We start from the raw sequence: 14393 nt of genomic DNA on the forward strand, positions 1-14393 counted from the left end.
CGGCACCAGTGTTAATGCTGCAACAGGTGGTGAAGACGCGACAACATGCCACGAACAGTTTTCAGCTTGTGATTCCGGAATTGACTGTCCGTGCAGGGGAATTTGTGGCGGTGGTGGGTGAGAGTGGTTGTGGCAAAAGCACCTTGCTTGACCTGTTGGCGCTGATATCAAAGCCGAACGAGGTTTCCCGCTTTCGGCTGGCCTTCACGGAGCAGGATCAAACTGATGTGGCCAGCTTGTGGGCGCGTAACGATGAGAACGCGTTGGCCTCCGTCCGACGACGACACCTGGGTTATGTATTGCAGACGGGTGGGTTATTACCCTATCTGAGCGTGCAGGACAATCTGTTGCTACCCATGCGCATGAACAGACTGCCGGGTGCCAATCAGCGCGTGCTTGCCATGGCTGAACGTATGGGGGTCACTGACTGTTTGAAGCGCAAACCGGATGCGCTTTCTGGGGGACAGCGCCAGCGGGTCGCCATCCTGCGTGCCCTGTCCCATGCCCCACGGCTGGTACTGGCGGACGAACCGACCGCTGCTGTTGACAAACGACGCGCCCGACTGATCGTGGATGATTTCAGGTCGTTGGCAAGGGATGAAGGTCTCTCCATTATCATGGTTACGCATGATTTGGATCTGGTGAAATCGCTGGCCGATGCGACTTATGGTTTTGAAGTGACCCAAGTTGCGGAGAACCAGGTGCGTTCCATCTGTCGCAGGGAGCCTGCCTGATGATTAATAGCGGCAGCCAAAGGATGCGCGTTTTCAACCTGGCCGCGGCCCACCTCCGGCATGAATGGGTATTAACCCTGTGCCTGGTTTCCGCGCTGGCCGCGGTGCTCGCACCGCTACTGATATTGATGGGGCTTAAAGAGGGGACAATAGAAACGCTACGCGATCGACTGGTGCAGGACCCGGTCTACAGGGAGATCCGGCCCGCGATAACACGCAACTTTGACGAACAGTGGCTGCGGCAGTTGCAGGGCAAGCCCGGCGTGGCCTTCATGACCCCCACAATCCTGCCAGCCTCATCAATGATTCATCTCAGCTCGGGCGACAGTGACAGTGAACTGATGGACCTGGTTCCGACGGACAGTGGTGATCCGCTTTTGTTGGAAAATGGCGCTGCCATTCCACAGAATGGTGAATGCGTGCTGAGCAGTGAAGCGGCCAGACGTCTGGGGACAAAGGCCGGCGAAACCATCGTGGCCCGGGTGACCCGGAGCCGTGCGGGAAGATTGGAAACCGCGGAAGAGCGGCTGCGGGTGATAGCCGTTTTATCAACCCGGGCCGGTAATCTGGCCAGGGTCTATACCCCTCTGGACTTTGTTGTCGATGTCGAGTCCTACAAAGAGGGGCGTGGGATTGCCAGGCGTGGTTGGAACGGGGAGTCAGCCCGCCCCTATATGAGTTTTGATGGGGTTGTGGTGCTATCCGAGACCCCGCTTGATCCGGTGACCCGTACCGGCCTGGTGGTGAATACCGGCCTGCTGAAGGCAGATAGCATGACTGCCGTGTCGTTTAAATCACTGACCGGCCTGGGTTTGCCGGATGGCTGGCATGCGTACGATCTGAACATCCCCGCCGGAGCGGTCAACTTCTCCAGTATCAAAGCACTGCAGCGGAAATTGCGGGGTAGAGGCGCGGTGGTGTTCCCCTATGCCAGGGAAATGGAACTTGAACTGCCGAATGGCCAGCTTGCGGTGATGGGACTCTCGATCAGTGCTGAATTGGCCAGAAAGCTCGATTGGCCGGTTCCACCTTGGGGGCAGTTGTCAGACCGGGCTCTGGATTCTGGTCGGTTATTGCAGGCCGTACTGCCAAATGACATGTTCGATCAATCCTCTGAACTGCAGGTCGTCTTTACCGGTGTCGCCAGGTTGGAGCTGCCTTTAAAGGTTGCCGGGGCGTCCAGTTTAAAGACGGCGCTAATACCGGCTGAACTGATGGGTATGTTGCGCACAGGTGTTGAGCGCAAGGTGAGTTATCAGCCAGAGTCCGGCGGCCTGGTTCTGGAACGTGCCGGCTATCGTGGTTTTCGACTCTATGGCGAAACTATCGATGATATCCCCGCTCTGGTAGAACATCTCCGATCCGGTGGACTGGAAGTGGTCGCGGAGGTCGACGCGATTGAACGCATCCAGGTTTTGGATAGAGGCTTGAGTCGACTCTTCTGGTTGATCGCCGTGCTGGGCGTGGTGGGTGCCGGTGCCGTACTGGTGGCCAGTTTGTATGCGGCCGTTGAACGTGAGCGAAAGGATTTGGGTGTCTTGCGATTGATCGGTCTGGCACGTACCGATGTATTTCTGTTTCCGGTCTTTCAGGGAGCGCTGATTGCCATCCTCGGCGTGGCCATTGGCTGGCTTGGCTATTGGTGTCTGGCACAGGTGATCAATAGTGCATTTGGCCATGAACTTGCCGTTGGACAGGCCATCTGTCGTCTGCCCGCGGGGTATTCCTGGCTGGCCCTGGCGGCCACGCTAGCGCTGGCTGTATGCAGTTCTCTGATCGCAGCCTGGAAGGCAACATTAATCGATCCAGCGGAGGCAATTCGTGAAGAGTAGATGTCTGTGGCTGTTGGGTGCTCTATTGGTAACACTACAGGTTTGGGGGGCGGTGCCGCCAAAGAGCATCTATAACCCCAGCCCGGCCGACGGTGACTTGGTATTGCCGATGCCTAACGGGGCCGAGATGGTACTGCGTCCGGTTGAAGTCCCGGGTAAGGGGTTCTGGGGTGCCCGTGAGCGATTCGTGCAAATGGGCGATGCCAGTGGAGGTGCGTTCGAAGGTATACAGCGGAGCATGGTGGCCGGGTCGTTTCAGGATGCCCAGAACGAGCGTTGGATAATCTGGATCGGCAAATATGAACTGACCAAGGGGCAGTTTGTTGCAGTGATGGGCAGTGATGCCCTGGCCGCTGCCAGCGGTAATTCCGCCGATCAGAAATTTGACGATCTGCAGGGGCGGAAACTGAAACAGGCGCAGGCGATGCCCCTTGCGTGGATAGATTATCAGGTGATTGAAGATTTCATCCGGGCGTACAATCGCTGGCTGTTTGATCCGGCACACCCGGAGCGACAGGCTGGACTCCCTGCAGTGGATGGTGTGCCGGGCTTTTTTCGCCTGGCCACGGAGGATGAATGGGAATATTCCGCCAGAGATGGACTGGAGGCAATAAAGGACGGGAGCTTCAACGATCGAGTACCCTTTGCAGCTCGCCAGTTGAATGAGTACGCCTGGCATCTGGGCAACGCAAAAAACAAGCCACGACCAGTCGGCATGCGCAAACCCAATCGACTGGGCATTCACGATCTCTATGGCAATGTTCATGAAATGACTGCTGGCATATTTCGGCCCGAAGTCTGGCAAGGCAAGCCGGGCGGTGTGCCTGTGCGTGGTGCGAGTGTTTCCAGTCCCGCCGGTAAGGTGCGATCAAGCTACAGAACAGAGTTTGACGCTTATGCCTGGGATGCGGAAAACAAGCAGATGGTTTTGCGCAGAACCTTCAATATAGGTGCCCGACTCGCCTTCGGTTCCAATGTTGTGGTCAGTTCTGCCACGCGCAGTGCGCTGGAGAAAGAGTATGCAGAATACCGTAAAACCCTGCGCCGCGAGACGCCGGTAGGCCGCACACTGGATAACTTGGTCAGTCAGGCATCCAGTCAATTGGATACCGTGGACACGGTGCTTCAGCAATTGCTGGACCGCTATCCGGACGCGCAAGGACAGGTGCAGTCAATTCAGAGCTATGTGGATACGGCACGAGGTCAATTGGATCAGGCGCAGCGGGAGAGTGCCCGGAGCCTGTTGCAGGACGCATCGCGCAACGGGACCAATCTGAGTGTGTTGGTAAGCAAGCGCGCCACGCTTGAAACAGCCAAAAAGACAGCGGAAAAATTATTGGCTATGTCCACACGCTACCAGGCTCAGGTTGATGCCGTACAGAAGTCTCTGGATGAGAACAGGGCCGCAGCCGAAGAACAGTATAAGGCTTACTTGGAAAAGGTGGCATTGATTGGTGACTATCAGAATGAATTCAGGACGCATGCATTCAAGATGCTGCAGAAGAAGACGTTAAGTTCGAGAGAGGCGCGTGTGCTGGAGTTACTGGATCTCCATGTGCAGAAATATAACGAGAATCGGATGGTGGATAAAGCTGTCTGGTTGGAAGAGTTCAACAAAATTTTCAGTGAATTTAGATGATAAGAGGTGATGTATGAAAACCTTGGCAGTTAAAGTTGTACCGGTGATTCTGGTCGGTACCATGCTTACCGGTTGTGTCACTAATCAACCAAGAAACGATACCGAAAGTTCCACGGCATCAAGTCAGTCAGATTCGCAGCGAACAAAAACCGAAGGTGCAGTATTTGGCGCCTTACTGGGTGGACTGATTGGGCTGGCTGCTGGCGATGAAAAAGGCGCCGTTATTGGAGCGGCAGTAGGTGCGGGGGCGGGCTACTTGATTGGTAACGAAATCGCCAAGCGCAAGGAGGCTTATGCCACCAATGAAGATTTCCTTGACGCGGAAACTGCACGCACCGCCGAATTCAATCAGACCGCGAAAGCACAGCACCAGCGTCTGCGTACGGAAATAGCCGCACTTGATACCGAGACTGCTGCATTGAGAAAACAGTACAAGTCTGGCAAGGCGAATCGGGATCAACTGCTGGCGAAGCAGAAACAGCTCAACGAGAAGATAGCAAAGAATCAGGAGTTTGAATCTACATTACAGAAAGAGTATGAGATCAATTCCGAAATTCTTGCCGAAGAGCGCAAGACACGTCCGGCATCCGATCCCTACCTGGCCAAACTGGAGAAGGAAAACAACGACCTGAAGGCCCAGATTGAACAGTTGCGAGATGACAGCACACAGCTTGCACAGATAAACGAGAGGTTATCGGTATGAAGACGCAACAGACGCTGGTGATTCTTGCCACTTTGCTGCTGACGGGTTGCGTGACCACCGACGATCCGCGGGAAGGAGGATTTTTTGGAGGGGTTCACGGTATTTCCAGTGGTTCCTACGAACGTCGCGCCCAGGAGCGTGAGGAAAATCTGGCGAAAGTGAGGGCCATGCAGAAAGAACTGGAAGCGGAAACAGAGAGCCTTGATGCACAGAAGCATCAACGTCAGTTGGTGTTAGAACAGGAACAGAGCAAGCTGGCTACTCTGAACAGGGATGTGAAGGCCCTGGAGGCGAGATTGATGACGCTGGGTAAGGAGCAGGGTGCCTCGGATAAGCGGGTGGCGGACCTTCAGCGTCGGCTCGACGTGTTGAAGGGGCAGTTATCCAAGCAGCAGACTAGCCTCGATGCGCTTGAAGGTGGCGGTACCGGGGGCGCCGATGCGCTGGAGGGAACTGGCACCGGGGCGCTCGGTGACACGCGTCGGCAACAATTGGAGGCACAACGGCTGGAGTTGCAAAAGGAGTATGACTCGTTGCTCAGCTTGACATTGATGCTGGCAGAGTGAAATCCCGTTTGCGTTACCTGGTTACCCTTCTGGGCCTAGTGTGGAGTTTGCCCCTGGTCGCGACGGAAGCCCGGGTTGTGGAAGAGGTGCGGGCAATTTTACTGAGCCAGGCCTTGAATGTGCCGAATGAATCCCAGCTGCAGTCGTTGGCTCAGGAGGACCTGGGATCGAGTGTAAAGACCATCGATCCCTGGGCACACCTTGTCCCGCCCGGAAATGTGGCCGAGAGCAGGGCAGGAATAGGCGCCGAGTTATATAAAATCGGGCAGCGAACCTGGCTCATGCCCTATATGAACGGGCCGCTTGCTCGTGCCGGTATCAGGGATCGGGTCGAACTCTACAAGGTCAATAGTAAAGAGGTTGCAGTGTTGTCTCTACCCGATATTGCACGAATGCTCACGGGTAGTACGGGGGATGTGTTACAGATTGAGATTTGCGAGTCCGCATGCAGATCGCCCTCGACCCTGACCTTAGTATTGGAAGATACCCCGGTTCCAGCGGTCGAAGCGGTGGAGTTGGCGGGGCAACGCATCATTCGAGTACGCAGTTTCAGGCAGCAGGAGACAAAAATATTTCTCGCCACTTTGGTGAGCGCAACAACCGACTCCTCCCCGTTAATCCTGGATCTGCGTGATTGCCAGGGGGGCGACCTGTTTGAGGCGATGGATAGTGCCGCTTTGTTCCTCCCGGCCGGACAGGAGCTGGCAGTGACCTATGATCGGCATGGCCTAAAACGGCGTTTTTATTCACCACAGACTCCACCCAAGTTCGCCCGCCCGCTAACTATCTGGATAAGTGAGGTGACCGCGAGTGCAGGAGAGATATTCGCCGGTATTCTTCAGCAGCAGGGGCGTGCCAGGCTGGCTGGCATGCGAAGTCGCGGTAAATGTGTCTCGCAGACAAAAAAACGGCTCTCCGATGGATCGCTGTTTTATTTTACTAACCTGGAAATCCGCTTGCCCGGGGGTGTTGGTTGTAAGGATGTAGGGATAGAACCGGATATTACGCTCGGCGTTGAGGAGTTGCGCAGCAGCCGGTTGATTCTGGATCGCCTTCAACCAAGCGGAGTGCAGTAATACCTGGTATGCCTGACCGAAATGGTGACTGCATTTTCAAACGGTTTATAGCGAATATTTTTCAACCAGTTTTTCACGAGGATCAGGAGTAGGAAATGGAATACTTTCGTATAATCTCAGGGGCCATTCTGATCGTTTTTCTGGTCCAGTCGCCGGTTCTGGCACAAACTCTCGAGGAACTGCAGCAGGAGCATGCGCTGCTTACACAGGCAGTCAACGATCCTGATCTCATTTGGATTCCGAAATCTTTTTTATGGCCGGAAAAGTTCATGACTCGACAGCAGTTGGAAGAGAGGGTAATGACAATCCTGATATCAAAAAAAATCTATTCTCATGAAAAATATTTCAAGACCATTCTTACCGCTGTAGAGTTGTCAAAGGAGACCAAGAAGCTGGTGCTTTTACAGACTATTCCTGAGTTGGAAGCCGATATACGGGTGCTTACCCAACAACAAAATGATCATCTCGATCCAGATGGTGGATCTCAACAGTTGCAAAACGCTGATAATGCCATTGCAAGTTCTTCATCTTTTGCAAATACGCTGAATGAAATAACCAGTTCTGACCATCTTGAACAGCTGTCTTTAGACAATATTTTAAATAATACATCTGTCAATAATGATGCTTCGGATTTGGGTGATTGTGCCATGAAAAACCCTGAAGGTGATAAACGCGGGAACATCCGTTTTTATCCAAATCGTGAGGATGCCAGAGGAACATATTTGCTGTGTAAATATGATAATACCGGGCATCTCTCCAGCGAGCAGCGGTTTTTGAACAATGTGAAAGTCGGGTTGCAGACTAATTATCGGTATGACTCAATATTCTCCACACATTATCCAACACGTAGAACGCAGTATGCCGATGGTAAAATGAACGGTCTTGATGAGGCTTATCGGATAAGTAAATCCGGAGCAGTGTACCGGGCTTATCAAACAGCCTATGCGGATGGACAAAAGCATGGTGACAGTGTGCAGTACTATGAGTCAGGCCGTGAGCGTAGTAGTACAAGCTATTTCATGGGGGCTCCCCAAAAGAAATATCAATACAGAAAAGATGGCTCCTTAAGTCTATGCACTAAATATGATCCCGATGGACGGCCTGTGGACTGTAGAACTGGTCGTACTCACTAATCTGAGTAAGATGCCGTAGGGGGCACCACCCAGAGGCAGCCGTTGCTGCTGGAATATAATAGAAACAGCCCGGCAACGCCGGGCTGTTTCTGATGGTTATGGATTGGATATGTACTCCATTATCCATGTAATGGGGTGTGTTAACGGCCCTGAAGATACTTTTCAATGGCTGCAATAAAGACGTTTGCGGGTTGTGCGCCAGAGATCAGTTCGCCCTCCAGGGAGCCGTTATCAGGATTGTAATAACCGATAATAAAACCCGGAGTCCCGGAAATTCCCACGGCCTGTCCGGCGGCCATATCATTTGCGACACGATCGGCGTACTGATCTTTATCGAGGCAACTGTTGAACTGTTCCAGGTCTTTCAGATTGATCTGCTTGGCGATCTCTTTCAAGTTGGACCTGGATAGATCGGATTGATCGAAAAGTATTTCGTGCATGGCTTCAAAACCGCCCTGATCGCGCGCGCATTCAACGGCGAATGCCGCATCATCGGCCTCTTTATGGAAGGCCAGCGGGAAGTGGCGATAACCGAAGGCAACCCGGTCTCCATACTGTTCAATCAGATCTTTGATGGTGCTCTGGGCGCGTTTGCAGAACGGACATTGATAGTCGGAAAATTCCATCACCATGACATCCGCCTTCTGATTACCCCTTACAAAGGCACTGGCTACCGGCAGATTGAGCAGCATCTCTTTCGGTTTTATCAACCGGGTGGTGATATCCCCCTTGATCGCCGCACGTTGGTATATCTGGATATCACTCCTGGCTTTGGCCATGCCCTCCATATATTCCCTGATCATGGGGCCCAGTTGTTCCAGGGAGCCGCGACTCTGCAGATTATTTTTCTGGTAGAAGGTTGTTACCTGCTCGTCGGTAATCTGTGCGGGTGCAGCAGGTTTATAGTCGGCTGAATTGGCGCCAAGTTGTGTGACGGCATGCTGGATGAATGCTTCCTGCAGGGCGTTATGCAGTTGGATGCGCAGTTCATTGATCTTCTGGTCCTCGATATCCGACAGACGGATCTCTTTTCCGCTCACCGTACCAATGACACTCTCCTCGGTCAGCAGGGCATCTGTGGCGGCATGAAGAGGTGTGCTGCCTGCGAACAGGGCCAGAGTGAGTGTAACTATCTTGATTGGCTTCATCGAATATCCTTGCTGATTAGTTTGCCCGGCGGGCGTTGTCGTCAGTAAAGCTGGGACAGCAGATCCTGGAGCGAGTTCCGGAATGATGCTGTCCAACAAGTATGGTTGTGCATTGATTGTGCATGATTACACAGGATCCTACCCGGCAGTAGTCCTTGCCAGCCTGGCAGCCAACATGGAGTCGACCAGCAGTTGCATAAAATGGAACAGGATGCAGGCCACCAGCGCCACGCCAATGGGTTGATTGAGTGCGGCCAATACGCCAACGGCGACCGGCAGGGTTTTTTGCGATGCAGTGAACAGCAGGGCAATCCATTCACCGCGCTGCGGTTGATACAGGTGGCGCGAACCGAGACAGAGCAGAAGGAGTGCGCCATGCAGCAGCAGTGCTGCCACAATCATGCCGCCGATCAGCGGCAGGCTGATCTCCTTGAGGGTTTCACTGGATGCCGAGACGGACATCCAGACCGTGACGACCACGCAACTGGAGGGCAGGTAGCGGATCAGCCAGTGGCGTGGTGACAACTGCAGGATCCGGCGGCCCAGCATCCCCAGGACAAAGGGGAGTAATACGATGATCAGCAGTTGCTTGAGCAGCGGCCAGGGAGAGAGATCGAGGGTGCCGGCGTTTTCCAGCACCACCGGAAGCAGGAAGGGGATGGTGAATACCCCCAACAGATTCAGCAGGATCGTCAGAAACAGCGCCTTGATGCCGTCGCCCTCGGCCAGTTGGGTCATGACAATCCCCGAGGAGAGGGTGGACGGTACCGTCGCGGTGACTATCAGGCCGATGGCGGCGGCACTTGGCAGTGCCAGCAGACTGGCAGCTGCCAGACCCAGAAAGGGGCTGATCAGCAGATTGATCAGGACGGCAATCAGTGCGGTGGTCCAGAGTTTTCCCGACAGGGGCATCTGGCTCAGTACCGTCTGATAACCATTAATCAGGAAAATGGTCACGACCATCCAGGGGACCAGTCCCGCTTGCTGGAGCAGCCTGCCCGGTTCCGGGGCAAGCCAGGCCGTGAGAAATGCCAGTAACAGACCGACCGGGAGAAAATATCCGCTCATGTTTCCGGTTAACCAGTGCTCGAATCAGTTCGTTGCCGGGGTTGGCGTTGGTTTTTCCGGCGCTTGAGGGGATGTCTCGGGAATCGGTGCCGAGGTACCTGGTGCAACGTCCTCCGGGGGCGGCAGCGGTTCCGGTTCAGGGAGTTCCACCCGGCTGATCAGGATCAGTGCTCCTATCCTTGGGTGGTCGATGTAGTGCAGTTCTCCACTGCGCATGCGCCGGTTGGCATGAAACCGGATGCTGCCCCGGGTCGGGCTGGATAGCGTGTCTAGGGTGTTGAAGGGGAGGTTGTTGTTAGCACCCCTCAGCAAAACATCCAGCTCGACATGCAGATAACGGCTGACGCTGATTTTGATCAGACCCTCGAACGGCGGCGGAGGTGCGCCGTTCTTCTTGACCAGGTCCGGGCCCAGGTAAATGTTCTCCGCTGCTCTGCTGGCGGCCACCGGCTGGCGCCAAGCCTGATGAAACAGCGGCTCCATCCCGGCACGGGTTCGTTGCAAGGCATTAAACTGTGCATTCAGTTGCCAGTTTGCCTTGGGTAGCAAGGTGTAAGGCTGTAGTATCTCTTCGGACGAAGGGGGTAGCAGGGTCACCGCGTCCGTCCAGTCCGGGCTACCCGGATCTTCCGGCCAGTTTTCCGTGGCTTCACTACCGGAAGCGTCCTGTTTGAACAGAATCAATTCAATATCGTACCAGGGGGCCTCATCTGCGGCCTGTACGGGATGCGTCAGGGCGAACAGACCCAGTACTATCGCAACAAAAAATCGGAACAGTTTCATATGGATGGCGTTTGCGGATCGGCTATTGTTTTGGATAACAGGCGATGATTGTCCCTTTCAAAGGAAAAAATGTATAGGGGTAATTAAGATTCGGTTGCGTCACCGGGCGCATCACTACCCACATACCTCATCCAGGATATCCCCCACCTGTTGGATACGCCTCTGCTGGTCGCTAAGATCCTTGAAGAATCGCAGTTTTTCGCCGCCGTCCAGTTTGTACTCCTTGGGGCGTGTCTGAATCAGTCGGATAATCTGTCCCGGGTCGACCTTTGGCTGACCGTCAAACAGGATGCGGCCGCCGGCAGGCCCGGCCTCGATTTTGCGGATTCCCAGGGGATTGGCCTTCAGTTTTAATCCGGTAATGCCAAACAGGTTTTGGGTCGGCTCCGGCAGCAGGCCGAAACGATCGATCATCTCCACCTGCAGTTCACGCAACTCGGCATTGGAACCGGCACTGGCGATCCGCTTATAGAGCACCAGGCGTGAATGGACATCGGGCAGATAGTCCTCCGGCAGCAGGGCGGGAAGTTGCAGATCGATCTCGGCACCGTGATCCAGTGGACGGTCCAGACTCGGGTGCTCCCCGGCTTTCAGCGCCTTGACGGCACGCTCCAACAGGTCGCTGTAGAGGGTAAAACCGACTTCATGTATCTGGCCGCTTTGGCCCTCACCCAACAATTCGCCTGCACCCCTGATCTCAAGATCGTGTGTGGCCAGGGTGAATCCAGCTCCAAGATCTTCTAAAGATTCAATCGCTTCCAATCGTTTCTTTGCGTCTGATGTGAGGGTCTTCGGTGGTGGTGTGATCAGGTAGGCATAGGCCCGGTGATGGGACCGGCCAACCCGGCCCCGCAACTGATGTAACTGGGCCAGCCCCAGCTTGTCGGCCCGATTGATAATCATGGTGTTGGCGCTGGGGACATCGATGCCGCTCTCAATAATGGTGGTGCAGACCAGGATATTGAACCGCTGGTGATAGAAATCCCGCATGATCTCTTCCAGCTGCCGCTCGCGCATCTGTCCATGGGCCACCTGAACCCGAATTCCGGGCAACAGCGTCTCCAGCTTATTCGCGGTGTTCTCTATGGTGCTGACTTCGTTGTGCAGAAAATAGACCTGACCGCCGCGTTTGATCTCACGCTGACACGCCTCGACGATCAGTGCATCACTCCACTGACTGGTAAAGGTCTTGATCGGGTGCCTGGCCGCTGGCGGGGTGGCGATGATAGAGAGATCGCGCATCCCCGACATGGCCATGTTCAGGGTCCGAGGTATAGGCGTGGCGGTCAGGGTCAGCATATCCACCTCGCTGCGCAGCGCCTTGAGTCGCTCCTTGTGCCGCACACCGAAGCGATGCTCCTCGTCAATCACCACCAGGCCAAGGTTTTTATAGCGAATACTCTCCTGCAGCAGTTTATGGGTGCCCACCACAATGTCCACGGTGCCCGCCGCCAGACCGTCGGTAATCGCCTTCTGCTGTTTGGCGGTGCGAAAGCGCGAGAGGCTTTCTACCTTCACCGGCCAATCGGCAAACCGGTCGGAAAAATTCTCGAAATGCTGCTGAGCGAGCAGGGTGGTGGGGACCAGTACCGCCACCTGCTTCCCCCCCTGAACCGCCATGAAGGCGGCGCGCATGGCTACTTCGGTCTTGCCGAAACCCACATCACCGCACACCACCCGGTCCATGGGTTGGGGGGCGGCCATGTCAGCTATCACCGACTCAATGGTCTGCAGTTGATCGGGCGTCTCCTCAAATTCGAAAGAGGCGGCAAAAGCGGCGTATTCCTCCCCGGGTGGTGGAAAGGCATAGCCTTTGTGTGCAGCACGACGGGCATAAATTTCCAACAGTTCTGCCGCCACGTCGCGTGCCTTCTCCGCCGCCTTGCGTTTCACCCGTTCCCACTGGTCGCCTCCGAGACGATGCAGTGGAGCACTTTCCGGAGAAGCCCCGGCATAGCGGCTGATAAGGTGCAGTGATGAGACCGGGACGTAGAGTTTGTCACCCCGGGCATACTCCAGGGTCAGGAACTCAGTGGTCATGCCGCCCACTTCCAGCACCTGCAGGCCGAGATAACGGCCGACACCATGGTCTTCGTGGACGACAGGCGCGCCGATATGCAATTCCGTCAGGTTACGGACAATCTGGTCGGCATCCCGCTGTTTGGTCTTTCTTCGCCGGTCCTGCCGAACCCGCTCACCGAGCAGCTGGCTCTCCGTGATAATGATCAGTCCGGCCCGGTCCAGCCAGATTCCCTGTTCCAGTGGGGCAACCGTCAGCATCAGGGGGTTGTCGGCATCGACAAACGCCTGCCAGCCTTCCGCCTGGCTTGGACGGATGTTATATCCGGCCAGGGTCTCTTTCAGCATCTCCCGGCGTCCGGCGCTCTCGGCGACAAACAGGATTCTCCCCGGGGAGCGGGCGATGAATGCCTGCAGCGCGGCCGCGGGACGTTCCGCCCGTGCCTGGAAGCTGAGCGGTTCGGGAGTGCGGGTGGCAAAGTTGTAAAAGTTGCTGTAGCCCTTGCTGCGTGTCTCAATCTCTGTCCGTTGTGTACAGATCGACATGCCACGATTCAGATTCGCCAGTAGATGTTCGGTATCGAGATAGAGTTGATCGGGGGGCAGCAATGGTCGTTCCGGGTCATATCGGCGCTGCTCATAACGTGTCTGGACCTGCTGCAGAAACTGGTCGGCATAATCCCGGGTCTCTGTCGTGCGAATAGTCAGTAGCTGATCAGGCAGAAAATCAAACAAGGTGGCGGTCTGTTCAAAAAAGAGCGGCAGATAGTATTCCAGGCCACCTGGAGCATTGCCGTTGGACACCTCCCGGTATATCAGGCTGCGTTGCGGATCACCCTCGAAGGTGTTGCGAAATGACTGTCTGAAATGGGTAATGCCGGCTTCATCCAGGGGATACTCCCTTGCCGGAAGCATTTCGATCGCCTCGACATGATTCAGCGTTCTCTGGGTCTCCGGATCGAATGTCCTTATGCTCTCGACATCCTCATCAAAAAGGTCGACCCGGTAGGGGATACTGCTTCCCATTGGGAAGATATCCAGCAAAGAACCGCGGATAGTGTATTCGCCATGCTCCACGACTTGCGACACACACTGATAACCGGCCTGTTCCAGTTGCCGGCGCATTTTCTCCAGTGACAGCGTGTCGCCTGGTTTCAGCAGCAAGGTATTGGCCTGCAGATAACTTTTGGGCGGGAGTCGTTGCAGCAGGGTACTGACTGGAAGGATCAGTACCGCACGATTCATCTGGTCCAGGCGATAGAGCGTCAATAGACGCTGGGATACCAGTTCGGGTAGAGGCGAGAAAATATCGTATGGGAGAGTCTCCCAGTCGGGAAAGCCAAAGACCGGTATCTCTGCATCCTTTAGAAAAAACCTTAGCCCGTCCTCCAGTTTTGCCGCAGTCTGGGCATCATCGGCGATTACCATGGTAATGCCCTGGAACTCCCGGGCGACCGATGCGATCGCCAGCGCATCACTCAAGCCATAGAGTCGTCCCCACTGGATGCGTTCATCCTGCTTGCCGGGAATTGGCGGATGCATTGGCTCATGCAGCACTACGGAGTCAGTTATTTGTGAATCGGACATGTCACCAGTCGTTCGGGTAAGACAGGCGGGTGATTTTCGCACAGCTGACGAGCGTATCGAAGGCATATTTCCAGACGCACATAAAGTCATTAATTTCCCTGATGA

At 55.0% G+C, this 14393-nt stretch carries 11 protein-coding genes; 7 read left to right on the plus strand and 4 right to left on the minus strand.

Annotated elements, in window-relative coordinates; translation table 11 throughout:
• The first annotated feature begins 29 nt into the window (after positions 1–29).
• The 7 genes from A3GO_RS24190 to A3GO_RS0116440 all read left to right on the plus strand — a co-directional run bounded on the left by A3GO_RS24190 (position 30) and on the right by A3GO_RS0116440 (position 7683).
• The gene (locus A3GO_RS24190) at positions 30–734 is read left to right on the plus strand and encodes an ABC transporter ATP-binding protein (protein WP_245621763.1); all 705 of its coding nucleotides are present in this window, start codon (positions 30–32) and stop codon (positions 732–734) included.
• A 23-nt stretch (positions 735–757) separates the two neighbouring features.
• Positions 758–2566 (plus strand): ABC transporter permease, encoded by a 1809-nt coding sequence (locus A3GO_RS0116415; RefSeq protein WP_037375702.1) that lies wholly within the window; start codon positions 758–760, stop codon positions 2564–2566.
• Positions 2556–4205 carry an SUMF1/EgtB/PvdO family nonheme iron enzyme gene (locus A3GO_RS0116420; RefSeq protein WP_157606848.1) on the plus strand — a complete coding sequence of 550 codons (1650 nt, stop codon included), beginning with the start codon at positions 2556–2558 and terminating at the stop codon, positions 4203–4205. Before A3GO_RS0116415 ends, A3GO_RS0116420 begins: the two co-directional genes overlap by 11 nt.
• A 13-nt stretch (positions 4206–4218) precedes the next feature.
• Entirely contained in the window at positions 4219–4908 is a 690-nt protein-coding gene (locus tag A3GO_RS0116425; RefSeq protein WP_029134329.1) for a glycine zipper domain-containing protein, read from the plus strand.
• Positions 4905–5474: a coiled-coil domain-containing protein gene (locus A3GO_RS0116430; RefSeq protein WP_037375694.1), complete on the plus strand. Its 570-nt coding sequence runs from the start codon at positions 4905–4907 to the stop codon at positions 5472–5474. Before A3GO_RS0116425 ends, A3GO_RS0116430 begins: the two co-directional genes overlap by 4 nt.
• A gap of 8 nt (positions 5475–5482) precedes the next feature.
• Positions 5483–6550, plus strand: a complete 1068-nt coding sequence (locus A3GO_RS0116435) for a S41 family peptidase (protein ID WP_157606849.1) — start codon at positions 5483–5485, stop codon at positions 6548–6550.
• Between the two features lie 95 nt (positions 6551–6645).
• The gene (locus A3GO_RS0116440; RefSeq protein ID WP_029134332.1) at positions 6646–7683 is read left to right on the plus strand and encodes a toxin-antitoxin system YwqK family antitoxin; all 1038 of its coding nucleotides are present in this window, start codon (positions 6646–6648) and stop codon (positions 7681–7683) included.
• A gap of 140 nt (positions 7684–7823) precedes the next feature.
• On the opposite strand, the gene A3GO_RS25445 is transcribed toward A3GO_RS0116440, so the two are convergent.
• From A3GO_RS25445 to mfd, 4 genes are all read right to left on the minus strand, one after another.
• Entirely contained in the window at positions 7824–8831 is a 1008-nt protein-coding gene (locus A3GO_RS25445) for a DsbA family protein (protein ID WP_051302474.1), read from the minus strand.
• Between the two features lie 138 nt (positions 8832–8969).
• Positions 8970–9899 carry a bile acid:sodium symporter gene (locus tag A3GO_RS0116450; protein WP_029134333.1) on the minus strand — a complete coding sequence of 310 codons (930 nt, stop codon included), beginning with the start codon at positions 9897–9899 and terminating at the stop codon, positions 8970–8972.
• Between the two features lie 24 nt (positions 9900–9923).
• Positions 9924–10682 (minus strand): peptidoglycan binding protein CsiV, encoded by a 759-nt coding sequence (locus tag A3GO_RS0116455; protein ID WP_029134334.1) that lies wholly within the window; start codon positions 10680–10682, stop codon positions 9924–9926.
• Positions 10683–10796: 114 nt separating this feature from the next.
• Positions 10797–14243, minus strand: a complete 3447-nt coding sequence (mfd, locus tag A3GO_RS0116460; protein WP_245621764.1) for a transcription-repair coupling factor — start codon at positions 14241–14243, stop codon at positions 10797–10799.
• Between the last annotated feature and the right edge of the window lie 150 nt (positions 14244–14393).

This window comes from Sedimenticola selenatireducens DSM 17993 (genome assembly GCF_000428045.1).
GTDB lineage: Bacteria > Pseudomonadota > Gammaproteobacteria > Chromatiales > Chromatiaceae > Sedimenticola > Sedimenticola selenatireducens.